Source organism: Salegentibacter maritimus (genome assembly GCF_016236975.1).
In the GTDB taxonomy this organism is placed as follows: Bacteria; Bacteroidota; Bacteroidia; order Flavobacteriales; family Flavobacteriaceae; genus Salegentibacter; species Salegentibacter maritimus.
The window spans coordinates 314,526-340,503 of the sequence record NZ_JAEHNY010000001.1; the positions used below are offsets into that span (position 1 = coordinate 314,526).

37 protein-coding genes are annotated in these 25,978 nt (G+C 38.2%); 2 read left to right on the forward strand and 35 right to left on the reverse strand.

Annotated features, from left to right (window positions below; translation table 11 throughout):
- Positions 1-187: 187 nt before the first annotated feature.
- The 35 genes from eno to rpsL all read right to left on the reverse strand — a co-directional run bounded on the left by eno (position 188) and on the right by rpsL (position 20,885).
- Positions 188-1,474, reverse strand: coding sequence for a phosphopyruvate hydratase (gene eno / locus I6U50_RS01475; protein ID WP_193710336.1), 1,287 nt, complete (start codon positions 1,472-1,474; stop codon positions 188-190).
- Between the two features lie 327 nt (positions 1,475-1,801).
- Positions 1,802-2,341, reverse strand: a complete 540-nt coding sequence (locus tag I6U50_RS01480) for a DUF3575 domain-containing protein (RefSeq protein ID WP_198637599.1) — start codon at positions 2,339-2,341, stop codon at positions 1,802-1,804.
- Between the two features lie 112 nt (positions 2,342-2,453).
- Complete coding sequence (carA, locus tag I6U50_RS01485; RefSeq protein ID WP_198637600.1) at positions 2,454-3,566, reverse strand: glutamine-hydrolyzing carbamoyl-phosphate synthase small subunit; 1,113 nt, start codon at positions 3,564-3,566, stop codon at positions 2,454-2,456.
- Positions 3,567-3,700: 134 nt separating this feature from the next.
- Positions 3,701-4,204: a 50S ribosomal protein L17 gene (rplQ, locus tag I6U50_RS01490; RefSeq protein ID WP_193710332.1), complete on the reverse strand. Its 504-nt coding sequence runs from the start codon at positions 4,202-4,204 to the stop codon at positions 3,701-3,703.
- A gap of 69 nt (positions 4,205-4,273) precedes the next feature.
- Positions 4,274-5,266 (reverse strand): DNA-directed RNA polymerase subunit alpha, encoded by a 993-nt coding sequence (locus I6U50_RS01495; protein ID WP_075324936.1) that lies wholly within the window; start codon positions 5,264-5,266, stop codon positions 4,274-4,276.
- Positions 5,267-5,286: 20 nt separating this feature from the next.
- A complete protein-coding gene (gene rpsD / locus I6U50_RS01500) occupies positions 5,287-5,892 on the reverse strand; it encodes a 30S ribosomal protein S4 (protein WP_198637601.1) in 606 nt (201 codons plus the stop codon).
- Between the two features lie 88 nt (positions 5,893-5,980).
- The gene (gene rpsK, locus I6U50_RS01505; protein WP_193710330.1) at positions 5,981-6,367 is read right to left on the reverse strand and encodes a 30S ribosomal protein S11; all 387 of its coding nucleotides are present in this window, start codon (positions 6,365-6,367) and stop codon (positions 5,981-5,983) included.
- An 8-nt stretch (positions 6,368-6,375) separates the two neighbouring features.
- A complete protein-coding gene (rpsM, locus tag I6U50_RS01510; RefSeq protein WP_193710329.1) occupies positions 6,376-6,750 on the reverse strand; it encodes a 30S ribosomal protein S13 in 375 nt (124 codons plus the stop codon).
- Between the two features lie 2 nt (positions 6,751-6,752).
- Positions 6,753-6,869, reverse strand: a complete 117-nt coding sequence (ykgO, locus tag I6U50_RS01515; RefSeq protein WP_013305171.1) for a type B 50S ribosomal protein L36 — start codon at positions 6,867-6,869, stop codon at positions 6,753-6,755.
- A 119-nt stretch (positions 6,870-6,988) separates the two neighbouring features.
- Entirely contained in the window at positions 6,989-7,204 is a 216-nt protein-coding gene (gene infA, locus I6U50_RS01520) for a translation initiation factor IF-1 (protein WP_013073244.1), read from the reverse strand.
- Positions 7,205-7,206: 2 nt separating this feature from the next.
- On the reverse strand, positions 7,207-8,544 hold the full coding sequence (gene secY, locus I6U50_RS01525) for a preprotein translocase subunit SecY (protein WP_193710328.1): 1,338 nt from the start codon (positions 8,542-8,544) through the stop codon (positions 7,207-7,209).
- Between the two features lie 11 nt (positions 8,545-8,555).
- Positions 8,556-9,008 (reverse strand): 50S ribosomal protein L15, encoded by a 453-nt coding sequence (gene rplO, locus I6U50_RS01530; RefSeq protein WP_193710327.1) that lies wholly within the window; start codon positions 9,006-9,008, stop codon positions 8,556-8,558.
- A gap of 9 nt (positions 9,009-9,017) precedes the next feature.
- Positions 9,018-9,200 carry a 50S ribosomal protein L30 gene (gene rpmD / locus I6U50_RS01535; RefSeq protein WP_193710326.1) on the reverse strand — a complete coding sequence of 61 codons (183 nt, stop codon included), beginning with the start codon at positions 9,198-9,200 and terminating at the stop codon, positions 9,018-9,020.
- A 13-nt stretch (positions 9,201-9,213) separates the two neighbouring features.
- Positions 9,214-9,738, reverse strand: a complete 525-nt coding sequence (rpsE, locus tag I6U50_RS01540; protein ID WP_193710325.1) for a 30S ribosomal protein S5 — start codon at positions 9,736-9,738, stop codon at positions 9,214-9,216.
- A gap of 6 nt (positions 9,739-9,744) precedes the next feature.
- Positions 9,745-10,098 (reverse strand): 50S ribosomal protein L18, encoded by a 354-nt coding sequence (gene rplR / locus I6U50_RS01545; RefSeq protein WP_193710324.1) that lies wholly within the window; start codon positions 10,096-10,098, stop codon positions 9,745-9,747.
- A gap of 12 nt (positions 10,099-10,110) precedes the next feature.
- Positions 10,111-10,653 (reverse strand): 50S ribosomal protein L6, encoded by a 543-nt coding sequence (gene rplF, locus I6U50_RS01550; protein ID WP_193710323.1) that lies wholly within the window; start codon positions 10,651-10,653, stop codon positions 10,111-10,113.
- 19 nt (positions 10,654-10,672) lie between these two features.
- Positions 10,673-11,071, reverse strand: coding sequence for a 30S ribosomal protein S8 (rpsH, locus tag I6U50_RS01555; RefSeq protein ID WP_193710322.1), 399 nt, complete (start codon positions 11,069-11,071; stop codon positions 10,673-10,675).
- Between the two features lie 65 nt (positions 11,072-11,136).
- Complete coding sequence (gene rpsN, locus I6U50_RS01560; protein ID WP_057482226.1) at positions 11,137-11,406, reverse strand: 30S ribosomal protein S14; 270 nt, start codon at positions 11,404-11,406, stop codon at positions 11,137-11,139.
- A gap of 2 nt (positions 11,407-11,408) precedes the next feature.
- The gene (gene rplE / locus I6U50_RS01565) at positions 11,409-11,960 is read right to left on the reverse strand and encodes a 50S ribosomal protein L5 (RefSeq protein ID WP_193710321.1); all 552 of its coding nucleotides are present in this window, start codon (positions 11,958-11,960) and stop codon (positions 11,409-11,411) included.
- Between the two features lie 2 nt (positions 11,961-11,962).
- The gene (rplX, locus tag I6U50_RS01570; RefSeq protein ID WP_193710320.1) at positions 11,963-12,274 is read right to left on the reverse strand and encodes a 50S ribosomal protein L24; all 312 of its coding nucleotides are present in this window, start codon (positions 12,272-12,274) and stop codon (positions 11,963-11,965) included.
- 12 nt (positions 12,275-12,286) lie between these two features.
- A complete protein-coding gene (gene rplN / locus I6U50_RS01575; protein WP_037319239.1) occupies positions 12,287-12,655 on the reverse strand; it encodes a 50S ribosomal protein L14 in 369 nt (122 codons plus the stop codon).
- Positions 12,655-12,912 (reverse strand): 30S ribosomal protein S17, encoded by a 258-nt coding sequence (gene rpsQ, locus I6U50_RS01580; RefSeq protein WP_198627454.1) that lies wholly within the window; start codon positions 12,910-12,912, stop codon positions 12,655-12,657. The genes rplN and rpsQ overlap by 1 nt, the downstream gene beginning before the upstream one ends.
- A gap of 18 nt (positions 12,913-12,930) precedes the next feature.
- The gene (gene rpmC, locus I6U50_RS01585) at positions 12,931-13,122 is read right to left on the reverse strand and encodes a 50S ribosomal protein L29 (RefSeq protein ID WP_037319233.1); all 192 of its coding nucleotides are present in this window, start codon (positions 13,120-13,122) and stop codon (positions 12,931-12,933) included.
- Positions 13,123-13,134: 12 nt separating this feature from the next.
- On the reverse strand, positions 13,135-13,554 hold the full coding sequence (gene rplP / locus I6U50_RS01590) for a 50S ribosomal protein L16 (protein WP_057482229.1): 420 nt from the start codon (positions 13,552-13,554) through the stop codon (positions 13,135-13,137).
- Positions 13,555-13,573: 19 nt separating this feature from the next.
- Positions 13,574-14,293 (reverse strand): 30S ribosomal protein S3, encoded by a 720-nt coding sequence (gene rpsC, locus I6U50_RS01595; RefSeq protein ID WP_193710318.1) that lies wholly within the window; start codon positions 14,291-14,293, stop codon positions 13,574-13,576.
- 7 nt (positions 14,294-14,300) lie between these two features.
- Positions 14,301-14,708, reverse strand: coding sequence for a 50S ribosomal protein L22 (gene rplV / locus I6U50_RS01600; RefSeq protein ID WP_193710317.1), 408 nt, complete (start codon positions 14,706-14,708; stop codon positions 14,301-14,303).
- An 8-nt stretch (positions 14,709-14,716) separates the two neighbouring features.
- Positions 14,717-14,995 carry a 30S ribosomal protein S19 gene (gene rpsS, locus I6U50_RS01605; protein WP_037319223.1) on the reverse strand — a complete coding sequence of 93 codons (279 nt, stop codon included), beginning with the start codon at positions 14,993-14,995 and terminating at the stop codon, positions 14,717-14,719.
- A 7-nt stretch (positions 14,996-15,002) separates the two neighbouring features.
- Positions 15,003-15,830: a 50S ribosomal protein L2 gene (gene rplB / locus I6U50_RS01610; RefSeq protein ID WP_193710316.1), complete on the reverse strand. Its 828-nt coding sequence runs from the start codon at positions 15,828-15,830 to the stop codon at positions 15,003-15,005.
- Positions 15,831-15,839: 9 nt separating this feature from the next.
- Positions 15,840-16,130, reverse strand: coding sequence for a 50S ribosomal protein L23 (rplW, locus tag I6U50_RS01615; protein ID WP_193710315.1), 291 nt, complete (start codon positions 16,128-16,130; stop codon positions 15,840-15,842).
- Between the two features lie 5 nt (positions 16,131-16,135).
- Positions 16,136-16,765, reverse strand: coding sequence for a 50S ribosomal protein L4 (gene rplD, locus I6U50_RS01620; RefSeq protein WP_198627452.1), 630 nt, complete (start codon positions 16,763-16,765; stop codon positions 16,136-16,138).
- On the reverse strand, positions 16,765-17,376 hold the full coding sequence (gene rplC, locus I6U50_RS01625) for a 50S ribosomal protein L3 (RefSeq protein WP_198637602.1): 612 nt from the start codon (positions 17,374-17,376) through the stop codon (positions 16,765-16,767). Before rplC ends, rplD begins: the two co-directional genes overlap by 1 nt.
- A gap of 205 nt (positions 17,377-17,581) precedes the next feature.
- On the reverse strand, positions 17,582-17,887 hold the full coding sequence (rpsJ, locus tag I6U50_RS01630) for a 30S ribosomal protein S10 (RefSeq protein ID WP_037319211.1): 306 nt from the start codon (positions 17,885-17,887) through the stop codon (positions 17,582-17,584).
- A gap of 10 nt (positions 17,888-17,897) precedes the next feature.
- On the reverse strand, positions 17,898-20,006 hold the full coding sequence (gene fusA, locus I6U50_RS01635; protein ID WP_198637603.1) for an elongation factor G: 2,109 nt from the start codon (positions 20,004-20,006) through the stop codon (positions 17,898-17,900).
- A gap of 4 nt (positions 20,007-20,010) precedes the next feature.
- Entirely contained in the window at positions 20,011-20,487 is a 477-nt protein-coding gene (gene rpsG, locus I6U50_RS01640) for a 30S ribosomal protein S7 (protein WP_193710311.1), read from the reverse strand.
- A 23-nt stretch (positions 20,488-20,510) separates the two neighbouring features.
- A complete protein-coding gene (rpsL, locus tag I6U50_RS01645; RefSeq protein ID WP_193710310.1) occupies positions 20,511-20,885 on the reverse strand; it encodes a 30S ribosomal protein S12 in 375 nt (124 codons plus the stop codon).
- A 240-nt stretch (positions 20,886-21,125) separates the two neighbouring features.
- Here rpsL and I6U50_RS01650 point away from each other — a divergent pair, with 240 nt between their 5' ends.
- Both I6U50_RS01650 and I6U50_RS01655 read left to right on the forward strand, forming a co-directional pair.
- Entirely contained in the window at positions 21,126-24,257 is a 3,132-nt protein-coding gene (locus tag I6U50_RS01650) for a SusC/RagA family TonB-linked outer membrane protein (RefSeq protein ID WP_198637604.1), read from the forward strand.
- Between the two features lie 18 nt (positions 24,258-24,275).
- Positions 24,276-25,925, forward strand: a complete 1,650-nt coding sequence (locus I6U50_RS01655; RefSeq protein ID WP_198637605.1) for a RagB/SusD family nutrient uptake outer membrane protein — start codon at positions 24,276-24,278, stop codon at positions 25,923-25,925.
- The last annotated feature ends 53 nt before the right edge of the window (positions 25,926-25,978 follow it).

Sequence of the window (25,978 nt, forward strand, 5' to 3'; positions counted from 1 at the left end):
ATACTTTAATTCAACTAATTTTCGAGAGTTGCTAATTTAAGAAATATACTGTTAATTTAGCGTTAAGCGTACATAAGATTTTAATTGAAACACGTGAATAAACGGGATTTATTGCTGAATTAACTTCAAAAAAAATCCCTTTTGAATTTTCTTCAAAAGGGATCTTATATTTATCGCAAATTGATAATTAGATTTTAAAAGCTTTTCGCTTTGGGAAATAGGCAACTTCACCCAATTCTTCCTCAATTCTAATTAACTGATTGTATTTTGCCATACGGTCACTTCTTGAAGCTGAACCGGTTTTAATTTGGCCGGTATTAAGTGCAACAGCAAGATCGGCAATGGTATTATCTTCGGTTTCACCAGAACGGTGCGACATTACAGAAGTAAAGCCAGCGTTATGCGCCATATTTACGGCTGCAATAGTTTCTGTAAGCGTACCAATTTGATTTACTTTAATAAGAATAGAGTTAGCGATACCTTCTTCAATTCCTCTAGAAAGTCTTTCAACATTAGTTACAAAAAGATCGTCACCAACCAATTGAACCTTATCACCAATTTTATCGGTTAGGGCTTTCCAACCATCCCAGTCGTTTTCATCCATTCCATCTTCAATAGAAATAATAGGATATTTAGCAGAAAGCTCGGCTAGATATTCTGCCTGCTCCTCGCTAGATCTTATTTTTCCACCTTCACCTTCAAATTTCTTATAATCGTATTTTCCATTTTCATAGAATTCAGCGGCAGCACAATCTAATGCAATCATAACTTCGTCTCCTCCCTTGTAACCGGCATTTTCAATAGCCTTAAGAATAGTGTCTAAAGCATCTTCGGTACCATCTAAAGTTGGTGCAAAACCACCTTCATCTCCAACAGCAGTGCTTAAACCACGGTCATGCAATACTTTTTTAAGATGATGGAAAATTTCAGTTCCCATTTTTAATGCGTGCGAAAAGCTTTCAGCTTTCACCGGCATAATCATAAATTCCTGAAATGCAATTGGAGCATCACTATGAGACCCACCATTAATAATATTCATCATTGGAACAGGAAGTGTATTAGCACTTACGCCACCAATATAGCGGTACAATGGCAAGCCAAGTTCATTGGCAGCAGCTTTGGCCACAGCAAGAGAAACCCCCAAAATAGCGTTTGCTCCAAGTTTTGCTTTATTTGGAGTACCATCTATTTCTATCATTGCTTTATCTATAAGGTTTTGTTCAAATACAGAGTAACCCAATAATTCTTCAGCAATTACATCATTTACATTCTCAACAGCCTTAGTAACGCCTTTCCCCATATAATTATCGCCACCATCACGAAGTTCTACTGCTTCGTGTTCACCCGTAGAGGCCCCAGAAGGTACCGCTGCTCTTCCTAAAATTCCATTTTCAGTTAAAACATCTACTTCTACAGTTGGATTTCCTCTTGAATCGAAAATCTGACGGGCGTGAATATTTATTATTACACTCATAGTCTTCTTTAATTAGTTAATTGATTTGAATGCAAGATACAAATTGAAGGCTAAAATAGCGAGTGAAACAGGTAGTTTTAAAGCATTTATAACATTATGAAAACACGAAATGGTTTTCTAAAAGAAAGTATCTAAAAGAATCTCAGGAAATGCATTTATTTTTTACTTATTTATAAATTAAGACCTTCTTATATTCAAGCTTCTAAATAGTATTACTAAAAATCTTGAAATTTAAAATCTACATGATTCTACGTTTCAAAATTTCAATAAAAAAATTCTTTTTAAGCCAGAATTGTAAAACACATAATAATAAAAAGTCGGTAGGAATTAATTTGAAAGAAGCCACCCAAGTCTAATTCCAATTAGTAGCGAAAAATAGGATTCCCCAGATTCATTAAAACTATAGCCTGCTCCTAAATTTAGATCTAATTTAAAACCACTATTATAATAACGCTGCAAACCCCAAACCGGACCTACGGCTCCAAAATAAGCTTCATTATATTCTAAGTTACCAATAATAGGCTTTCCAGATTGCACAGCCCCGCTTAAAGCGATATAATTAGCACTATTATTCTTTAAATTTTTTCCTTTATCCAAACGTTTTTCTAGATTGTAATAATAGCGATATTGAATACCAAGTATTGGGTAAATACCAAAATTTTCACCAAAATAAGTATTCTTCCAATAAGCGAACGCAGAACCCAACCTTAGATCTAAGGTTGTAGAACTTGTAAGTCCGTATTCATATTCAACGCCCGGTGTTAAAATATTTACTGATAAAAGACCATCTTCAACCGAAGCTTGATCTTGTGCATTGATAGATAAAAGAGAGCATAAGCAAAAGCTAAGTAATAGTAATTTTTTCATTGATGATTTCTGACAAAAATAAGCCCGAATATAACATATATTTAATTTAACCAAAACAAAAGCCCGAAATATTTAAATTTCGGGCTTTAAAATCAATTATCTTTAAAAAAACCTAAGCTTTTGCTCCTTTTATTCTATCCATAAACTCATCAAACAAATAGCTCGCATCGTGTGGACCCGGACTTGCTTCTGGATGGTATTGAACCGAAAAACAATTTTTATTTTTCATTGCTATTCCACCAACTGTATCATCATTTAAGCAAATATGGGTAATTTCCACTTCAGTGTTAGCCTCTGTATCGGCTCTATCTACCGAGAAACCGTGGTTTTGAGAGGTAATTTCACCTTTTCCGGTCTTAAGATTTTTAACAGGGTGATTTATACCCCGGTGACCGTGGTGCATTTTATAAGTTTTTATTCCATTCGCTATTGCAATAATCTGGTGCCCCAAACAAATACCAAATAATGGATGGTCTTTTTCTAAAATAGTTTTAGTAAGATTAATCGCGCTTTCAAGTGGTTGCGGATCTCCGGGACCATTAGACAGAAAATAACCATCGGGATTCCAGGCACTCATTTCCTCATAAGTTGCGTTGTATGGAAAAACTTTTACATACACATCGCGTTTTTCAAAGTTGCGAAGAATGTTCTTTTTAATTCCAACATCAAGTGCTGCTATCTTATAGGTGGCATTTTCATTACCAAAATAATAAGGTTCTTTAGTAGAAACTTTAGAAGCCAATTCCAATCCATTCATATCCGGTACTTCAGCAAGTTCTTTCTTTAAACCTTCTATATTATCTACATCGGTAGAAATAATAGCGTTCATTGCACCATTTTCTCTAATATAAGTTACAAGCGCTCTTGTATCTACATCAGAAATGGCAAATAAATTACTATCGTCCAAAAAATCCTGAAGCGATTTATCGGCAGCAGGACGTGAATGTGTATAACTAAAGTTTTTACAAATAAGGCCGGCTATTTTGGTTTTATCGGCTTCACTTTCTTCGGCCAGCGTACCGTAATTACCAATATGTGCATTTGTGGTAACCATAAGTTGACCGTAATAAGAAGGATCTGTAAAAATCTCCTGATACCCGGTCATACCGGTATTAAAACAAACTTCACCCACGGCCTTGCCGTCTTTGTTTCCTACAGCCTTGCCGTGAAAAATGGTACCGTCTTCAAGTAAGATAATGGCTTTTTTTCGAGTTTGATATTTCATAGTAATCCTAGATGTGTTTGCTGTGTGTAATTTTCCGCCCAGGCGGAAGTAATAATTTCGTTAGATTATATAAAAAAAGGATAAACCCCGAGAGTTTATCCTTTTTAAAAACTAGATTATTAAAAGATTCATTTCTATTCCTCTTTTTTATCCTCTTTATTTTCTGAAGATTTCTCTTCTGTCTTTCCTTCTGCTTTTGGAGCAGTAGCTTCTGAAGATTTCTTTCTACCGGCTCTACGTGTAGATTTTTTCTTCTCTGGCTTGTCAAGGTTATAAGTTTCGTTGTAATCAACTAACTCGATAAGGGCCATATCGGCGTTATCTCCAAGTCGGTTACCCAATTTAATTACCCTTGTGTATCCACCCGGGCGGTCACCAACTTTAGGAGCTACCTCACGAAACAATTCGGCTACAGCTTCCTTTTGACGAAGTTTACTAAATACCAACCTACGGTTATGAGTAGTATCTTCTTTAGACTTAGTTACCAACGGCTCTACAAAAACTTTCAAGGCTTTTGCTTTTGCCACGGTAGTATTGATTCTCTTGTGCTCAATAAGTGAGCAGGCCATATTGGCTAGCATAGACTTTCTGTGAGCAGTCTTTCTACCTAAATGGTTTATTTTCTTTCCGTGTCTCATTGTTTTGTTCTTAATTCATTTTCCCAAAGCTCGATCTTTTGCCGACTTTTATGGAAAACTACTTATATATTAGTCCTTATCTAATTTGTATTTTGAAAGGTCCATACCAAAGTTAAGTCCTTTATTACTTACCAATTCTTCAAGCTCTGTCAAAGATTTCTTTCCGAAGTTTCTAAACTTCATCAAGTCGTTTTTATTGTAAGAAACAAGGTCTCCCAGGGTATCAACTTCAGCCGCTTTTAAGCAATTTAAAGCTCTTACTGAAAGATCCATATCAACCAACTTGGTTTTTAGCAACTGTCTCATGTGAAGAGATTCTTCATCATAAGTTTCAGTTTGTGCTATCTCGTCTGCCTCTAGCGTAATACGCTCATCAGAGAATAACATAAAGTGGTGGATAAGTGTCTTTGCAGCTTCCGTAAGTGCATCTTTTGGATGAATAGAACCGTCGCTTACGATTTCAAAAACCAATTTTTCATAATCGGTTTTTTGCTCTACACGATAGTTTTCAATACTATATTTTACATTCTTTATTGGTGTATAAATAGAATCTGTAAATATAGTTCCAAGAGGTGCGTTGGCTTTTTTGTTTTCTTCGGCCGGAACATAACCTCTACCTTTTTCAATGGTCATTTCCATATTCAGGTTTACTTTCTTATCTGCAGTACAGATCACCTGATCTGGATTTAGGACTTGAAAGCCTGAAATGAATTTTTGAAAATGACCGGCAGTAATTTGTTCTTCTCCAGATACAGAAATGGTAACGGCTTCGTTATCTATTTCATCAATTTGCCTTTTGAACCTCACTTGTTTAAGGTTCAGGATAATTTCTGTTACGTCTTCCACAACTCCGGGAATAGCGGAGAATTCGTGATCTACGCCTTCTATACGAATGGAAGTAATTGCATAACCTTCTAAGGAAGATAAAAGCACTCTTCTTAAAGCGTTACCAACGGTTAATCCATAGCCGGGCTCTAAAGGGCGAAATTCAAATTTCCCTTCGAAATCGGTTGAATCAATCATTATAACTTTATCGGGCTTCTGAAAATTTAGTATTGCCATATTACGACTTCTGTGAATTATTATTTCGAATATAATTCGACGATGAATTGTTCATTTATGTTTTCCGGGATCTGAATACGTCCGGGTACCGAAACAAAAGTTCCTTCTTTAGTTTCATTATTCCAGGTAATCCATTCATAAACGGCACTAGAATTTGCCAATGAATCCTGGATGGCTTGCAATGATTTTGATTTTTCACGAACACCTACAACATCTCCTGGCTTCAATTGGTAAGATGGTATATTTACCAAACCTCCATTTACAGTTATGTGTCTATGAGATACAAATTGTCTTGCTGCGCTTCTAGTAGGGGCAATACCCATTCTATACACAACGTTATCAAGTCGTGATTCACAAAGTTGAAGTAAAACCTCACCTGTAATACCCTGAGCTCTTGTAGCTCTCTTAAACATATTCCTAAACTGACGCTCTAGAATACCATAGGTATACTTTGCTTTTTGCTTTTCCATTAACTGGATAGCATATTCAGATTTTTTTCCGCGACGACGGTTATTACCGTGTTGTCCCGGTGGGTAATTTCTTTTTTCAAAAGACTTATCGTCTCCAAAAATAGCTTCACCAAATTTACGGGCTATTTTAGTCTTTGGACCAGTATATCTTGCCATTAACTTTAATTTTAGAAGAAAGGGATTATGAATTAAGGTCTCTGTCCTTCGATAATCTTAACTCCTTTCCTATTGTTTATACTTATTATTAAACTCTACGTCTTTTAGGAGGACGACATCCGTTGTGTGGTAATGGAGTAACATCAACAATTTCCGTTACTTCAATTCCATTGTTATGAAGCGAACGGATAGCAGATTCTCTACCATTACCCGGTCCCTTTACGTAAACTTTAACTTTGCGCAAACCAGCTTCGTGAGCTACTTTAGACGCGTCTTCTGCAGCTAACTGGGCTGCATATGGAGTATTCTTTTTAGAACCTCTAAAGCCCATTTTTCCTGCTGATGACCAGGCAATAACATCTCCCTTTTTATTAGTAAGGGAAACAATAATGTTATTGAAAGAAGCCGTAACGTGAGCTTGCCCAACGGCCTCAACGATTACTTTACGCTTTTTTTGAACTGTCTTCTTTGCCATATTAATTACTATTTAGTTGCTTTCTTCTTGTTAGCAACTGTTTTTCTTCTACCTTTTCTGGTTCTTGAGTTGTTTTTGGTTCTTTGTCCTCTAAGCGGTAAACCACTTCTGTGACGAATACCCCTATAACATCCAATATCCATTAGACGTTTAATACTCAACTGTACTTCTGTACGTAATTCTCCTTCGATTGTAAATTCTCCAACAGCTTCACGAATACGACCAATTTCATCATCGTCCCAATCTGAAACTTTTTTGCTTTCATCTACTTTGGCCTGGCTAAGGATTTTTTGTGCCCTGCTTTTGCCAATTCCGAAGATATAGGTTAATGCTATAACTCCTCGCTTTTGTTTAGGTATATCTACCCCTGCAATTCTTGCCATAATTAGCCTTGTCTTTGTTTAAATCTAGGATTCTTTTTGTTAATTACGTAAAGGCGCCCTTTTCTGCGAACAATTTTGCAGTCGGCACTTCTTTTCTTTACTGATGCTCTAACTTTCATCTCTTTAGTTTTTTACAATTCACTGGTCTTAAAACATAATTTTAAACCAGGATTTCAGCATTCATAAATTTTTCAGGTTGCAAAAGTACTGAAAATTTTACAAATAGCTCAAATTACTTTTAGTATCTGTATGTTATACGAGCCTTACTTAAATCGTAAGGGCTCATTTCCAGTTTCACCTTATCTCCAGGCAACAATTTAATGTAATGCATACGCATTTTTCCAGAGATATGAGCTGTCACAACGTGACCATTTTCCAATTCTACGCGAAACATTGCATTAGATAATGCTTCTATAATTGTTCCGTCTTGCTCTATTGCCGGTTGTTTTGCCATAATTAAGCTACTGCTTTTCTGTTTTTACCTGTTTTCATTAATCCGTCGTAATGTCTATTCAGCAAGTAAGAATTTACTTGTTGCATAGTATCTATTGCAACTCCAACCATAATTAAAAGCGAGGTTCCTCCAAAAAACAATGCCCATCCTTGTTGCACACCTAAGAGTTGCACCACGATTGCTGGGAACACAGCAATAAGCGCAAGAAAAATAGATCCTGGCAAGGTAATTTGAGACATAATTCTATCTAAAAACTCAGCAGTTTCTGTTCCCGGGCGAATTCCAGGAATAAAACCACCACTACGTTTTAGATCATCAGCCATTTTATTGGTAGGTACAGTAATAGCGGTATAAAAATAAGTAAAGACAATGATTAACAATGCGAATACTACGTTATACCAAAAACCAAATATATCGCTAAAGGCGGCGGTAACACCTTGTGCTGCATCAGAATCTGATAATCCTGCTACGGCAGCCGGGATAAACATAATAGCCTGTGCAAATATAATTGGCATCACCCCAGAAGCGTTCAGCTTAAGTGGTATATACTGCCTAGATCCGAATACATTTTTCTCATAACCTCCAGAGGCGGTTCTTCTGGCATACTGCACTGGAATTTGGCGCACGGCCATTACCAACATTACCGAAGCTAAAATAATAGCAAACCAAATTACCAATTCAATAAGAATCATAATAAGACCACCATTAGATTCGAATACCCTTGAAGCGAATTCCTGGATAAACGCTTGCGGCAAGGTCGCAATAATACCAACCATAATCAATAGCGAAATACCATTACCAATACCTTTATCGGTTATCTTTTCACCCAACCACATTGCAAAAATAGTCCCTGTAGTAAGAATAACTACGGCAGAAGCTACAAAAGTAACAGTATCACCCAACAAGAAGGCTTGCTGTGGGAGAGTAGCAAAAAGGTTATAAATATAACCTGGCCCCTGCACTAAAGTAATTGCAATAGTTAACCAACGGGTGATTTGATTGATCTTACGTCTACCGCTTTCACCTTCCTTTTGCAATTTTTGCAAATATGGTATCGCAATACCCATAAGCTGCACTACAATAGAAGCCGAGATATAAGGCATAATTCCTAAGGCAAATACAGAAGCATTAGAAAATGCTCCCCCTGTAAATGCATTTAAGAGCCCTAAAAGACCACCATCTGTTTGTGTTGCGAGATTGGATAATTGCGAAGCATCGATTCCGGGAAGCACAACTTGTGCCCCAAAACGGTAAACCAACAATAGACCGAGGGTAACTAAAATTCGATTTTTTAGCTCCTCGATCTTCCAAATATTTTTAATAGTATTGATGAATTTCATTTGGCTATCTATTATAAAGTAACAACTTCACCTCCAGCAGCTTCAATAGCTTCCTTTGCTGAGGCCGTAAATTTATGAACAGATATTTTCAACTTTGCCTTTAATTCACCTCTACCTAATATCTTAACTGGTTCGTTTTTACCTACAAGACCGTTAGCGATCAAGATATCAACATCTACAGTATCTTTAATTTTACCTTCATCAACCAAACGTTGTAAAGTATCCAGGTTTACACCCTGATAAGCCACACGATTTCTGTTAGTGAAACCAAATTTTGGAACACGACGTTGAAGTGGCATTTGCCCTCCTTCAAAACCAATCTTTTTGGAGTAACCAGAACGAGATTTAGCCCCTTTGTGACCACGGGTGGCAGTACCACCTTTACCAGATCCTTCTCCACGGCCAACACGCTTGTTGTTACTCTTAACTGAACCTTTTGCAGGCTTTAAGTTATTTAATTCCATGTGAATTTATTATTTTGTTTCCTCTACAGAAACTAAATGTTTAACTTTATTTACCATACCAAGGATGTTTGGCGTATCGTTATGCTCTACCGTTTGACCCATTTTCTTAAGACCAAGGGCTTCTAACACCAGTTTCTGGTTTTTAGTACGATTAATAGCACTTTTTACTTTCGTTACTTTTATCTTTCCCATCTTTCTCCTTGATTTATCCTTTAAAAACCTTTTCTAATGAAATACCACGTTGCTTAGCGATAGTCTCTGCACTACGCAATTGCAGTAAGGCATCAAAAGTTGCTTTTACCATGTTATGCGGGTTAGATGATCCCTGACTTTTAGAAAGTACATCCTGAACACCTACAGATTCTAATACCGCACGAATAGGACCACCGGCTATAACTCCAGTACCTTCTGCAGCTGGCAAAAGAATAACACGCGCACCACTATACTTACCGTTTTGCTCGTGTGGTATAGTAGTCTTGTTTAAAGGAATACGCACTAAATTCTTCTTAGCATCCTCAACACCTTTGGCAATAGCATCAGCTACTTCCTTAGATCTTCCTAAACCATGACCAACTACGCCATTTTCATCTCCTACTACAACTATAGCAGAAAATCCAAAAGCTCTACCACCTTTGGTTACCTTAGTAACACGTTGCACTCCCACCAAACGGTCTTTTAATTCAAGGCCACCTGGTTTTACATGTTCTACGTTTTTATAATTTTGATACATAACTTTCTAGAATTTAAGTCCTCCTTCGCGAGCACCTTCTGCTAATGATTTAACTCTTCCGTGATACAGGTAACCACCTCTGTCAAAAGAAATTGTTTCCACACCGGCTTTCAAAGCTTTTTCAGCAAGGGCTTTACCTACAAGTTTAGCTTGCTCGGATTTATTACCTTCAACTGACACGCCTTTATCTCTTGAGGAAGCTGCTGCCAGGGTTTTTCCTTCTACATCATCTATAATTTGAGCATAAATTTCTTTATTACTTCTAAATACAGATAATCTTGGACGGCTAGCGGTACCCGTAATTGCCTTACGAACACGCTTTCTAATTTTATTTCGTCTATCTTGTTTTGAAACTGCCATATCTAAACTTTATTAAGCTGATTTACCTGCTTTTCTACGTAATTGTTCTCCAACATACTTAATACCTTTTCCTTTATAAGGCTCTGGAGCTCTGAAGGAACGTATTTTAGCAGCTACCTGACCTACCAGTTGTTTATCGTGAGAAGTTAACTTCACTATAGGGTTTTTACCCTTTTCTGAAATTGTTTCTACTTTTACCTCTGGTGCCAAATCTATCACAATATTATGGGAAAAACCAACTGCCAAATCTAATTTTTGTCCCTGGTTAGTTGCTCTATAACCAACTCCTACCAGTTCCAATGATTTAGTGTATCCGTTAGAAACCCCTTCTATCATATTGTTTATCAACGCACGATATAGACCGTGTTTTGCTTTCTGATCACTTTTCTCAGAAGAACGCTCAAAAGTAATTACGCCATCTTCAATTTTCACATCAATGTCGCTAACTTCCTGCTTAAGTTCTCCTAATTTTCCTTTTACCGTTACAATATCCCCATTTAGGTCTACATTCACACCTTCAGGAATTGTAATTGGACTTTTACCTATTCTTGACATTTCTTTAGTCTTTTAAGTATTAGTAAACGTAACACAATACTTCACCACCAACTTTCTCTGCTTTAGCCTGCTTCCCGGTCATTACACCATGAGAAGTAGATACTATAGCTATACCAAGACCATTAAGGATACGTGGCAATTCATTAGCGCCGGCATACTTACGCAAACCGGGTTTACTTATTCTCTGAATATCTTTAATTACAGGCTCTTTTGTGATTTTGTCATACTTAAGGGCAATTTTTATTGTCCCTTGAGAAGTAGCATCATCAAACTTGTAACTTAGAATATATCCCTGATCGAATAATATTTTTGTTATTTCTTTTTTAAGATTAGAAGCTGGTATTTCTACCACTCTGTGGTTTGCAGCCACAGCGTTCCTAATTCTCGTCAAATAATCTGCAATAGGATCTGTATTCATTTATAATAGTTTGCGGATGCGGTTTTCTTACCGTACACCGGAAGAACCTGCACCCAATTTATAATTTACCAACTAGCTTTTCTAACTCCAGGAATTAAACCTTTATTAGCCATTTCTCTAAACATTACACGAGAAAGACCAAACTGTCTCATATATCCCTTTGGCCTACCAGTTAGTTTACAACGGTTATGCAAACGTACAGGAGAAGAGTTTTTTGGTAATTTCTGCAATGCTTCCCAGTCGCCAGCCTCTTTCAAAGCCTCACGCTTTTCAGCATACTTTTTTACCATTTTTTGCCTCTTCACCTCACGGGCTTTCATTGATTCTTTAGCCATAATTAATTCTTTTTAAAAGGTAATCCCAGTTCGGTTAACAATGATTTAGCTTCCTTATCAGTTTTAGCACTGGTCACAAAGGTAATATCCATACCGCTAATTCGGTTTACTTTATCAATATCAATCTCCGGAAAGATGATTTGTTCAGTAATACCAAGGTTGTAATTCCCTCTACCATCAAAACCATTAGCTTTAATCCCGTTAAAATCACGTACACGTGGAAGTGCAGATGTAATTAAACGATCCAGGAATTCGTACATTCTATACCCTCGTAAAGTTACTTTTGCCCCAATTGGCATTCCTTTACGAAGTTTAAATGAAGCAACATCCTTTTTAGAAATGGTTTGCACCGCTTTTTGACCTGTAATTGTAGTCAATTCGTCTACAGCATGATCAATAAGCTTTTTGTCTGCTACAGCTGCACCAACGCCTCGGCTCAAAACTATTTTTTTTAGTCCTGGAATCTCCATTACGTTAGCGTAGCTAAATTCTTCTTTTAATGCAGGCTTTACTCGCTCTGCATATTCTTTTTTAAGTCTTGGTACGTATGCCATAACTAAATTACTTCATTAGATTTTTTGGAAAATCTTACTTTCTTACCATCCTCTTCTCTATATCCAACGCGGGTAGTATTACCATCTTTGTCTAGCAAAGAAAGATTGGAAATATGAATAGGTGCCTCTTTCTTTACGATACCACCTTGTGGGTTAGCCGCACTTGGTTTCTCGTGTTTTGAAATAGTATTTACACCTTCAACGATGGCTTTATTCTTTTCTATGAGAACTTTTTGAACCTTACCTTCCTGACCTTTATGGTCTCCGGCAACAACTCTTACAGTATCTCCAGTTTTTATCTTAAGCTTTCTCATCTTATTAATGTATTAAAGCACTTCTGGTGCCAATGATACAATTTTCATGAATTGCTTATCACGAAGTTCTCTCGCTACCGGGCCAAAAACACGGGTTCCTCGCATTTCACCGGTAGGGTTTAACAGTACACAGGCATTATCATCAAAACGAATATATGATCCGTCCTGCCTACGTACTTCCTTCTTGGTACGAACAACTACTGCTGTTGAAACTGCACCTTTTTTGATATTCCCGTTAGGTGTAGCTTCTTTTACGCTGACAACGATTTTGTCCCCAACAGAAGCGTATCTTTTCTTTGTACCGCCCAATACACGAATGGTCAAAACTTCTTTTGCCCCGGTATTGTCTGCTACTCTTAGTCTAGACTCTTGTTGTACCATTACTTAGCTCTTTCAATTATTTCTACTAATCTCCAACATTTAGATTTACTTAAAGGCCTTGTCTCCATGATCCTTACTGTATCTCCTTCGTTGCAGTCATTTGTTTCGTCGTGCGCTACATATTTTTTCGTTTTCAAAACGAACTTTCCATACATAGGGTGCTTTACTTTCTTAATTTCAGAAACCACGATTGATTTCTGCATTTTATTACTGGTAACAACACCTATACGCTCTTTTCTTAAATTTCTTTTTTCCATCTTTCAGCAGAATAACACTTATTGTTGTTCTCTTTTAGTTAACTCTGTAGCAAGTCTCGCTATAGTTCTTCTTACAGCTCTAAGCTGTATTGGGTTCTCTAATGGCGAAACTGCATGAGCCATTTTCAAATCTGAATATGCTTTTCTAGATTTCCCAAGCTCTTCTTGTAATTCTGCCACAGACAGTTCTTTTACTTCTGATTGTTTCATAACTTTATAATATTAAGCTTGATAATCTCTAGCTACAATAAATTTGGTTCTTACCGGAAGTTTCTGTGCTGCAAGCCTTAAAGCTTCTTTCGCAACATCCATTGGTACTCCACCAATTTCAAACATAATTCTTCCTGGCTTTACAACAGCAGCCCAATATTCAACAGCACCTTTACCTTTACCCATACGAACCTCAAGAGGCTTTTTAGTAATAGGCTTATCCGGGAAAATTTTAATCCAGATAGACCCTTCCCTTTTCATGTAACGGGTAGCAGCAATACGTGCAGCTTCTATTTGACGGGCAGTAATGAAACTAGAATCCATAGATTTAATTCCAAAAGTTCCGTTAGAGAGTCTATGCCCTCTTCCGGCATTACCTTTCATACGGCCTTTCTGCTGTTTACGGTATTTTGTTCTTTTAGGTTGTAACATTTTTCTTTACTTTAAAAAATTACTTTCTACGACGTGATTTGTTACCACCTCGTCCGGCTCCAGCTTTTCCTCCTTGTTTCTTAGACATACCAACAAGCGGAGAAAGTTCTCTTTTACCGTACACTTCGCCTTTCATGATCCATACTTTAACACCCAATCTACCATAGGTAGTATGAGCTTCAACTAAAGCATAATCAATATCAGCCCTAAAAGTAGACAAAGGTATTCTACCATCTTTGTATGCCTCTGAACGTGCCATTTCAGCACCATTTAAACGTCCGGAAATCTGTATTTTAATTCCTTCAGCATTCATCCTCATAGCAGCCGCGATAGCCATTTTAATTGCGCGACGATAAGAGATACGATTCTCAATTTGTCTAGCAACACTTGCAGCCACTAAATGTGCATCAAGTTCTGGCCTCTTAATCTCAAAGATGTTAATTTGAACCTCTTTGTCGGTAATCTTCTTAAGCTCCTCTTTAAGCTTGTCTACCTCCTGACCGCCTTTTCCAATAATAATACCTGGTCTGGCAGTGGTGATAGTAACGGTTACAAGCTTAAGCGTACGCTCAATAATCACCCTAGATACACTCGCTTTTGAAAGACGAGCATGGATATACTTTCTAATCTTATCGTCTTCGGCTAATTTGTCGCCGTAGTCATTTCCTCCGTACCAGTTGGACTCCCATCCTCTTACGATACCAAGGCGATTTCCGATTGGATTTGTTTTTTGTCCCATACTCTACTTAGCTTTGTGTATTATTGTTTTCTCCAAGCACCAAAGTAACGTGATTGGATCTTTTTCTAATTCTATGTGCGCGACCCTGCGGTGCAGGACGCAGCCTTTTAAGCATTGCTCCTCCATCTACACGGATTTCTTTTACAAACAATTCAGCATCTTCAATGCTTGCATCTTCGTTTTTCGCTTGCCAATTAGCTATTGCCGATAGCAACAATTTCTCCAAACGACCAGAAGCCTCTTTTGAACTGAATTTCAATATTTGAAGCGCCTTTTCTACTTTCTCACCTCTTACCAAATCCGCCACAAGACGCATTTTTCTAGGTGAAGTAGGGCAGTTATTCAACTTTGCAAAAGCCACTTGTTTTTTGGCCTCTTTTATTTGCTCTGCTCTTTCTCTTTTACGAACTCCCATAGCTTCAATTATCTTTTACCTTTATTTTTTGCACCAGCGTGTCCTCTAAACGAACGAGTTGGTGAAAATTCTCCTAACTTATGCCCTACCATGTTCTCTGTTACATAGACCGGTACAAATTGTTTCCCGTTGTGAACAGCGATGGTTTGCCCAACAAAATCTGGTGTTATCATAGAAGCCCTAGACCAGGTTTTGATCACAGCTTTCTTACCAGACTCTATATTCTGAGCAACCTTCTTATCTAACTTATAGTGAACGTAAGGTCCTTTTTTTAATGAACGTGCCATATCTTAATTATTTCTTTCTACGTTCTACAATATACTTATTACTCGCTTTTGTTCTTGAACGGGTTTTAAATCCTTTAGCAGGTAAACCTTTTCTAGAACGTGGGTGACCACCAGAAGCTCTTCCTTCACCACCACCCATTGGGTGGTCTACAGGGTTCATCACAACTGGTCTTGTTCTTGGCCTTATACCCAACCAACGTTTTCTACCAGCTTTTCCTGAAACAAGAAGCTGATGATCACTATTAGATACAGCTCCAATAGTTGCCATACATGTAGACAAAATCCTTCTAATTTCCCCAGAAGGCAACTTTACAGTTGCATACTTACCTTCCCTTGCCAATAGTTGCGCAAAAGCACCAGCACTTCTAGCCATTACAGCACCCTGCCCAGCTCTTAACTCTATACAAGAAATTACAGTACCAAGCGGTATTTTAGACAATGGCATCGCATTTCCTATTTCAGGAGCAGCAGCATCTTCGCTTGACACAATATTTTGACCTACCTGCAGCCCATTTTGAGCAACAACATATCGCTTTTCACCATCCTGGTAGTTTAACAATGCGATAAAAGCAGTTCTGTTAGGATCATATTCTATACTCGCAACAGTAGCAGGAATCCCATGCTTGTCACGCTTAAAGTCTATAATTCTGTAACGTCTTTTATGACCACCACCTTTATAGCGCATGGTCATTTTTCCCTGACTGTTTCTCCCTCCAGACTTTTTTATCGGAGCCAAAAGGCTTTTTTCCGGCTTATCAGTAGTTATGGCGTCATAACCATTCACTACTCTAAAACGCTGCCCGGGGGTAATTGGTTTTAATTTTCTAACTGACATTTTTTAATCTTAAAGATTACTATACAAATCAATAGTTTCACCTTCCGTCACCTGTACCAATGCTTTCTTATAAGCTTTGGTTTTACCAGTAATCATACCAGATTTTGTATATCTGGTTTTACGATCTGGACGGACATTTATAGTACGAACTTTTTCAACTGAAACTCCATAAGCAGCCTCAACTGCATTTTTAATTTCAATTTTATTCGCCTTATTATCTACCACAAAAGAAAAGCAGTTATTCAACTCGCTATCACCAGTGGCTTTTTCTGTAATAATTGGTTTTATCAAGATACTCATAAGGCTTATTTACTTAAATTCGACTCAATTCCTTCTAAAGAACCTTCAAGTAACACGATACTCTTTGCATTTAGAATTCCGTAAGTACTTAATTCTGAGGATCTTACGACCTCAAGTCCTTTTAAATTACGTGACGACAAATATACATTTTTATTTGAGTCACCCAACACTATAAGTGATTTTTTGTCCTGAATACCAAGGGATTCCAAAACATTAATCATACTTTTTGTCTTTGGCGCATCAAAAGAAAAATCTTCAACTACATAGATTGAGTTTCCTTTTGCCTTAATTGATAAGGCCGATTTTCTAGCAAGACGCTTTAAATTTTTATTTAATTTAAAACCGTAATTTCTTGGTCTAGGTCCAAAAACTCGTCCACCACCTTTAAAAATTGGAGACTTAATGCTACCTGCACGAGCCGTACCCGTACCTTTTTGCTTTTTAATCTTACGAGTACTACCCGCGATTTCAGCGCGCTCTTTAGCTTTATGAGTTCCCTGGCGTTGGTTAGCTAAATATTGCTTAACATCAAGATACACAGCGTGATCATTCGGCTCTATAGCGAAAACAGCATCAGAAAGCGTTGCTTTTCTACCTGTTTCTTTTCCTTTTATATCTAAAACTGCTACTTCCATTACTTACTAATGATTACGTATGAGTTTTTATGTCCTGGCACACATCCTTTTACAACTAAAAGATTTTTATCTGCCACTACTTTTAAAACTCTCAGGTTTTCTACTTTTACTCTTTCTCCACCCATTCTACCGGCCATTTTCATTCCTTTGAAAACCCGTGCAGGGTAAGATGCTGCACCAATAGAACCAGGAGCTCTTAATCGGTTATGCTGCCCGTGCGTTTGCTGACCAACACCACCAAAGTTGTGCCTCTTTACAACACCCTGAAAGCCTTTACCCTTAGAAGTACCTGCAATATCTACAAACTCTCCCTCACTAAAGTACTCTACAGTGATAGCGTCACCTAATTTATAATCTGCTTCAAATCCTTTGAATTCAACGACTTTACGCTTTGCAACGCTTCCTGCTTTTTTAGCATGCCCTTCAGCTGCTTTATTTACAGTCTTTTTGTCATCGAAACCAATTTGAAGTGCCTCATACCCGTCAACCTCTTTGGTTCTGACTTGGGTAACTACGCATGGACCTGCTTCGATAACGGTACAAGGGATATTCTTCCCATTCTCGTCAAAAATACTGGTCATGCCTATTTTTTTTCCTATTAACCCAGACATAATTAATTATTGATTATTACTTATTTATTTAAAAAAATTCAGGGCAGAAAAATACTTTCGCCCTGAATGTATCTTTCTTCCGTTTTTCCCTCGCCAACTGCTTAGGACATGTAATTCCCGATATACATCAGGAGATCCCGAAACAAGTTCGGGATGGATACTTCTAAACTTTTGCTTTACTTAAATTCACAAAAGTCAAGAATTATCACACTTTAATTTCTACTTCAACCCCACTTGGTAATTCAAGCTTCATCAACGCATCAATGGTTTTTGAAGAAGAACTGTAGATATCAAGAAGCCTTTTATAAGAACTCAATTGAAATTGCTCTCTGGCTTTTTTGTTTACGTGAGGAGAACGTAAAACAGTAAAAAGTTTTTTGTGGGTTGGCAAAGGAATTGGTCCTGTTACAACGGCACCTGTAGTTTTTACAGTTTTTACGATTTTCTCTGCAGATTTATCTACCAGATTGTGATCGTAGGATTTTAGTTTTATTCTGATTTTCTGACTCATTTTCCTAATATTATTCGTTTGTACCCTTTGCTGCCTTAATCACTTCTTCAGAAATATTAGAAGGAGTTTCAGCATAGTGAGAAAATTCCATCGTAGAAGTTGCTCTACCAGAAGACAATGTTCTTAATGTAGTAACATACCCAAACATTTCAGCTAAAGGCACTTCCGCTTTAATGATTTTAGCACCAGATCTATCTGACATACTGTTTACCTGACCTCTTCTTCTATTAAGGTCACCAACAATATCCCCCATATTTTCTTCTGGAGTAACCACTTCGTTTTTCATAATTGGCTCAAGAATTACAGCACCGGCTTTTTTAGCCGCGGCTTTGTAACCCATTTTAGCAGCCAATTCGAAAGAAAGTTGATCAGAATCCACAGGGTGGAATGACCCATCTTTCAAAACAACTTTAAGGGTATCCATTTGGAATCCAGCCAAAGGTCCATTCTTCATAGCTTCAGTAAATCCTTTTTCTACGGAAGGAATAAACTCCTTAGGAATACGTCCACCTTTAATTTCGTCAACAAACTGAAGCCCTTTTCCTTCAAAATCCTCATCAACAGGCCCCATTTCAAATACGATATCAGCAAATTTACCACGACCACCAGATTGCTTTTTATAAACTTCTCTATGATCCGCGTGCTTAGTTACTGTTTCTTTGTACTCTACCTGAGGTTGACCTTCATTAACCTCTACTTTAAATTCTCTCTTTAAACGATCTACAAGAATTTCAATATGTAATTCACCCATACCTGAGATGATGGTTTGACCTGAAATTTCATCAGTCTTAACCTGGAAAGTAGGATCTTCTTCAGCCAGTTTAGCTAAAGCCATACCCATCTTATCAACATCAGCTTTCGTCTTAGGCTCTACAGCGATACCAATTACAGGCTCAGGAAAAGTCATAGACTCCAAAATAATTGGATGCTTCTCATCGGTAAGTGTATCTCCGGTTTTAATATCCTTAAAACCTACTGCAGCACCAATGTCACCAGCTTCAATCCTATTAATAGGCTCTTGCTTGTTCGAGTGCATTTGGTAAATACGAGAAATACGCTCTTTCTTTCCAGAACGGTTATTCAACACGTAAGAACCTGCATCCAACCCACCTGAATAAGCACGGAAAAATGCCAAACGACCAACAAAAGGATCGGTAGCAATTTTAAATGCCAATGCAGAGAAAGGAGAATCTACATGAGGCTTACGCGACTCTTCTTCTCCTGTTTCTGGATTAGTCCCAACGATAGCTTCTACATCTACCGGAGAAGGCATATACCTCATCACAGCATCAAGCATCGCCTGAACTCCTTTATTTTTAAAAGCAGAACCACACATCATAGGTATGATAGACATATCTATAGTTGCAGCCCTTAAAGCAGCTATAATCTCATCTTCAGTGATAGAATCTTCATCCTCAAAGAACTTCTCCATTAAGCTCTCATCATACTCTGCAACAGCTTCCACAAGCTCTGCACGGTATTTATTCACATCTTCCTGAAGTTCGGTAGGAATATCCACCTCGGTATAAGTCATTCCGAAGTTATCATCATCCCAAACTATTGCTTTCTTAGATATAAGATCTACAACCCCTTTAAAGTCAATTTCATCACCAATAGGCACTTGCAATGGCACAGGATTTCCACCCAACATTTCCCTAACCTGCTTACACACATTAAAGAAGTCAGCTCCCTGACGGTCCATTTTATTCACAAACCCTAAACGCGGTACTTTATATTTATCTGCCTGTCTCCAAACAGTTTCAGATTGAGGCTCAACACCATCAACAGCGCTAAACAAAGCCACAACACCGTCTAAAACACGTAAAGAACGCTCTACCTCAACAGTAAAGTCAACGTGACCGGGAGTATCAATAATGTTCACCACATACTCCTGATCTCTATAATTCCACGTACAATGTGTAGCAGCAGATGTAATAGTAATACCTCTCTCCTGCTCTTGCTCCATCCAGTCCATAGTTGCTGCACCCTCGTGAGTCTCACCAATTTTGTGATTCACTCCAGTGTAGAACAATATACGCTCTGTTGTTGTAGTTTTACCTGCATCAATATGAGCTGCAATTCCTATATTTCTGGTAAATTTTAAATCTCTTTGTGCCATTATTTTAGAATCTAAAGTGAGAGAATGCTTTATTAGCCTCAGCCATTTTATGAGTATCTACTCTTTTCTTAACCGCAGCACCTTCTTCTTTAGCAGCAGCAAGAATCTCAGCAGCTAATTTTTGCGCCATAGACTTCTCATTTCTCTTACGCGCAAAAGAAATCAACCACTTCATAGCAGTAGACACTTTTCTATCCGGTCTTATTTGCATTGGTATCTGAAACGTAGCACCTCCAACTCGCCTACTCCTAACTTCTACGTGAGGCATAACATTAGATAATGCATCTTTCCAAATCTCCAAACCGGTTTTTTCTTCGTCTTGTTTCTTCTCTTCTATAATAGCCACTGCATCATAGAAAATTTTAAAGGCAACCGATTTTTTACCATCCCACATCATCATGTTCACAAAACGTGTTACAAGCTGATCATTAAATTTTGGATCTGGTAAAAGCGGTCTTTTTTTCGCCTGTCTTTTTCTCATTTCTTTACATTAAAAGTTTTTAATTACTTTTTAGGGCGTTTGGCTCCATATTTAGACCTACGCTGAGTTCTACCTTCAACACCCGCAGTATCTAATGCACCGCGAACAATGTGGTATCTTACACCCGGCAAATCTTTTACCCTTCCACCTCTAACCAATACTATCGAGTGCTCTTGTAGATTATGACCCTCACCCGGAATGTAAGCATTCACTTCCTTTCCGTTAGTCAACCTAACCCTTGCTACTTTACGCATAGCCGAGTTTGGTTTTTTAGGTGTAGTAGTGTATACACGCGTACACACTCCTCTTCTTTGAGGGCACGAATCTAAAGCAGCCGATTTACTCTTCTTGGTCATCTGGGCTCTTCCTTTTCGTACTAATTGTGAAATTGTTGGCATAATTTCTTTTACCTAATTATTATTTAAAATTAATCCCCTATTTTTTCGGGTTTGCAAATGTAGAAATAAAAATATACTTATCAAACAATCAGCAATTTATTTCAAAAAAAATCCAAGAAAATAAAAGAACCCTTCACCAAACACAAAGCAAAACAAACCAAACAAAAAATAAACCTAAATACATACATTATTAATTATTTTTTATGATATTAGCTTAAGATAATTCAAACAAATGTTATAATGAAAGTAAAATTACTAAAACCACGTAGTATTTTGACATTACTTCTGGCGTTAATTGTGCAAATGAGTTATGCACAACAGAAGACTATCACCGGGACAGTAACAGATGAAGACAATCTTCCTCTACCCGGGGTAAATGTATTAAAGAAGGGGACATCAACCGGCACTCAAACCGACTTTGACGGAAAGTACTCCATTCAAGCAGAACAAGGAGATATACTAGTTTTTTCTTTTCTAGGATTGGAGTCTAAAGAAATTACGGTTGGCTCCCCAAATATCATTGACGTAACACTGGGAAGCGATTCAGCCTCCTTAGATGAAGTGGTAGTTGTCGCGTACGGTACTTCAAGTGAAGCCGCTTTTACCGGTTCAGCAAATGTAATTGGATCAGCCGAATTGGAGCAACGAAACGTAACCTCTCCTATTGCGGCAATAGAAGGTAAAGCTACCGGAGTACAATTTACATCTCCATCTGGCCCTGGAGAATCTCCCGGAATAGTGATTAGAGGGGTTGGAACTTTAAACGGAGATACAGACCCACTGTACATTGTAGACGGGGTTCAATTTGAAGGTAATCTTAATGCGATTAACCAGGAAGATATACAATCGTTCACAGTTCTTAAAGATGCAGCTTCTACATCCCTGTATGGCTCAAGAGCTGCTAATGGTGTTGTAATAATCACCACCAAAAAAGGAACAGCCGGAGCAACCAAAATAAATGTTTCCGCTCAAACCGGTATGGTCACCAACGGTATTGAATTATACGACCAAATATCGCCGGGTGAATATTATGAAGTTATGTGGGAAGCACTTAAAAACTCAAGTGCTGGAGATGGAGATCCTGCATTTGCGAGTGCTAACATTTATAATCAATTAGGCTACAACCCGTTTAATGTTCCAAACGATGAAATAGTAGGAACAAATGGACAATTAAATCCCAATGCAGAGGTTATTTACAAAAGCCTGGATTGGTTTGAGGAATTACAACAAACCGGAATAAGAACAAATTACAACCTAAATGTATCGGCAGGTGGCGACGACCATACTGTATATTTCTCTGCTTCTTACTTAGATGAAGAAAGCTACGTTATCACCTCTGGATTTGACAGGTTAACAGCACGACTTAATGCAGAGTTTGATGTTAGCGATAAGTTTAAAGTTGGTGGTAATGCCAATATAGCCATTTCAGAAGCAAGGGGCCCTAGTTCTGCCGGAACAGGAAGTATTGTTAATCCATTTGGTTTCGCTCTTGGCGTTGGATCTATATATCCGGTTTATGTTAACGATTTAGAAGGAAACATTGTTACCAATGATTTTGGACAGCCTGTTTTCGATAATGGAGAAGGGTATTCTGAGTTTAATATCGGTTCTAGACCTATCAACCAGGGAAGACATGCTATCCAGGAATTGGTTTTAAACAACGAAAGAGATAAAGACAACACCTACGGAATTAGGTTATTTGGAGAATACGAAATTTTGGACGGCCTTAATATAAGATTAAACTACGGCCGTGACATTAATGAATTATGGGAACGAGAATACGAAAATGCGATTATTGGTGATGCTCAACCAGATGGAAGATTAAGCGAAGAAAGGGTAAGGCGCGATGTTGAAAACTTCAATCAAATCTTAACTTACAACAATAGTTTTGGCAATCATAACCTGGACATCACCGCAGGTCATGAAAGCTTTGAAAGAAGCTGGTCCAATATTGATGGACTTAAAACCATACAGGCTGCCAATGGTATTTATGAATTTGCAAATTTTTCTAATATTGTAGACCTTGATGGAGCCACTTTTGATAAAGCTATTGAAGGTTACTTCTTAAGAACTAATTACAATTTCAATGATAAGTATTATTTGAGTGGCTCTATAAGACGTGACGGATCATCGGTGTTTCAATCCGACAACCGTTGGGGAACATTCTACTCAGTTGGCGCCTCATGGCGTATTGACCAGGAAAATTTTATGAGCAATGTACCTTTTATAGACAAATTAAAAGTTCGCGGCTCTTACGGAGAAGTAGGAAACGATGATTTACTAGACAGTTATTTATCACAAGCAAGGTTTACAATTACCTCAAACGCAGCAGACCCTGCAATTCTTTTTACAGACATAGGAAACACCGACTTATTATGGGAAACCATTGAAACCTATGATGTAGCATTAGAGTTTGCATTATTCAATAACTTCCTGGAAGGATCTGTAGAATACTACAGAAAAAATTCAACCGATTTACTTTACAATTTACCGATTGCCCTTAGTAACGGCCTTAACCAGGTTCCAGTAAACCTGGGTGACATGTATAATTCAGGCTGGGAACTAGCTTTAACAGGAAATTTATTAAACAGAAATGGTTTTGATTGGGACCTTACCCTACAAGCCTCAACTTTTAAAAATGAAATCACCTCTTTACCAGATCCATTTGTAAATGGCAGTAAAAGATGGGCCGAAGGACGCTCAAGGTTTGACTTTTTCCTATTAAGAACAGCCGGGGTAGATCCTGAAACAGGAGATCAATTATTCTATTTATACGAAGATAATGCAGACGGCGAAAGCGTTCCTGTACTGGACGCACAAGGAAACATTGAAACTACAAGCAACTGGCAGGATACCCAGCAAGCCTACACCGGAGATTCATCTATTCCAGACCTGCTTGGCTCTATAGCTAATAGCTTTAGCTACAAAGGTTTCAACCTTGACTTTCTAATTACCTACGGCATTGGCGGAAGCGTACTAGATAACGCATATTCAAGTTTAATGCATAGCGGCAGTTATGGGAGATCCCTGCATCCGGATATTTTAAATGCCTGGAAACAACCGGGCGACATCACAGATGTCCCCAGATTAGAAAACGGGAATCCTGATTTAGTGAGAACGCAATCAGATAGGTTCTTAACCGACGCTTCGTTTTGGGCTCTAAAAAACGTTAATCTTGGATACAGTTTTAATGCAAACGCTACCGATGCCTTAGGACTGGATAATTTAAGGGTATCCATTACTGGTGAGAACCTATTTTTAAGCAGCGAAAGAGCAGGATTAGATCCTCAATATAATTTAGCCGGTACTCCTCCCGGAGATGACTTTTCCCCACCAAGAATTGTATCCCTAGGTTTAAATCTATCCTTTTAATAATTAAAAAATACGAGTATGTATAGTAAAATAAAATATATCTTATTGATGTTCCTTGCAATATCAATAACATCTTGCGAAGAGGAATTCCTCGACAGAACACCAACTGACGCCATTTCGGCATCAGATGCCCTGGCGAGCCAGGAGAACATGCAATTAGTCTTAAATGGAGTACACCGCGGCCTATACTCTCAATCACAGACCGTTTTCCCCGGAGGTAATAGCGCCAGGGCAAACAACCATTATTGGATTCCGTTAGGGGATAATATAACCGGCGGTTTAATCCATTCGGCAAATGCCAACAACCTGTCATGGCGATCCGCTATGCAATGGAACGAACACACACAACCCACCTCACTCACGGTGGAATTACTGTGGTACCACCGTTACAACATAATTTTACATGCAAATTTATTGATCAATGGAATTACCAGTGGCGAATTAACAGAAACTCCTGAATTAAATTCCATTCTTGGGCAAGCTTATACCTATAGAGCCTACGCTTATTTATCATTGGTGCAGCATTTTGGAAGAGGATACTTAATTGGTGACCCTGCCACAGACCCAGGTGTACCATTATTGTTTTCTTCAGAATCACCTTTTACAAGCCAACCAAGATCCACTGTTGAGGAAATTTACACTCAAATTGGTTTAGATCTTAATGACGCAATTACCGCTTTTGAAAATGGTGCACCGAGACCTTCGGGCGGTGCGGAGGCCAAATCTCAATTAAACATCAATGTGGCCTACGGCCTTAAAGCGCGATGGGCATTATCTAAAGGCGATTGGCAAACTGCCGCCGATGCCGCTGTAAAAGCCAGAGAAGGTTACCCATTATTAAGCGAAAGCGATTGGAAAGCTGGTTTTTACACCAACGATCTTTCTGAAGTTATTTGGGGAAGTCATGTTATTCAGGCCGAAACCACCTTCTTTAGATCTTATTTCTATTTAGCGAGCAACACCTTTAACGGTAGCCAAATTAGAAACAATCCTAAAATTGCAGATCGAAGATTGGTTGATGCTATTCCGGACACAGACTACAGAGGCGATGTGTTTTTACCAGATGCCCCTAACTCAAATACTTCTGCAGCCAACGGTAATGGCGGTTGGGCAAATAACACCAATCCGCTTTACACGACCGAAGATGAGTTTGATGCTGCCATAGCTGAAATTAAAAGTGAGTACGGACTGGTTTCAGGACATAATACCCACCCATACATGCACTTTAAACTAAAACAAGCTAATCCCGGCACCATAGATCCAGATGATATTATTTACATGCGTTCTTCAGAAATGTACCTAATTGAAGCAGAAGCTAAATTAATGATGGATGACCTGGATGGAGCCAAGGAAGCATTACGACCATTGGCCGAGGCAAGGGACAGTGCCTGGAATGCCGATGACTTCACTACTGAAGAGGATTTCTTTGAACATCTAAAATTTCAGTGGCGCCTGGAAATGTGGGGTGAAGGTTTTGGATATACTAATCATATTAGATGGGATGAAGGTATTAACCACGCCGCAGACGGAGGTTCCGGGGCTTCTGAAGTTCTTTACCAGAATGCTTACCAGGTAGAGAAACCTTCTTTAAACGACGACTGGATCTTTAAAATTCCACTGGCAGAAATTAATGCTAACCCAAATCTATCTACATCTGATCAAAATTAATTTTTAATCATTTTTATTTCTCAAAAGTCCCCGGCTTCAAAACCCGGGGACTT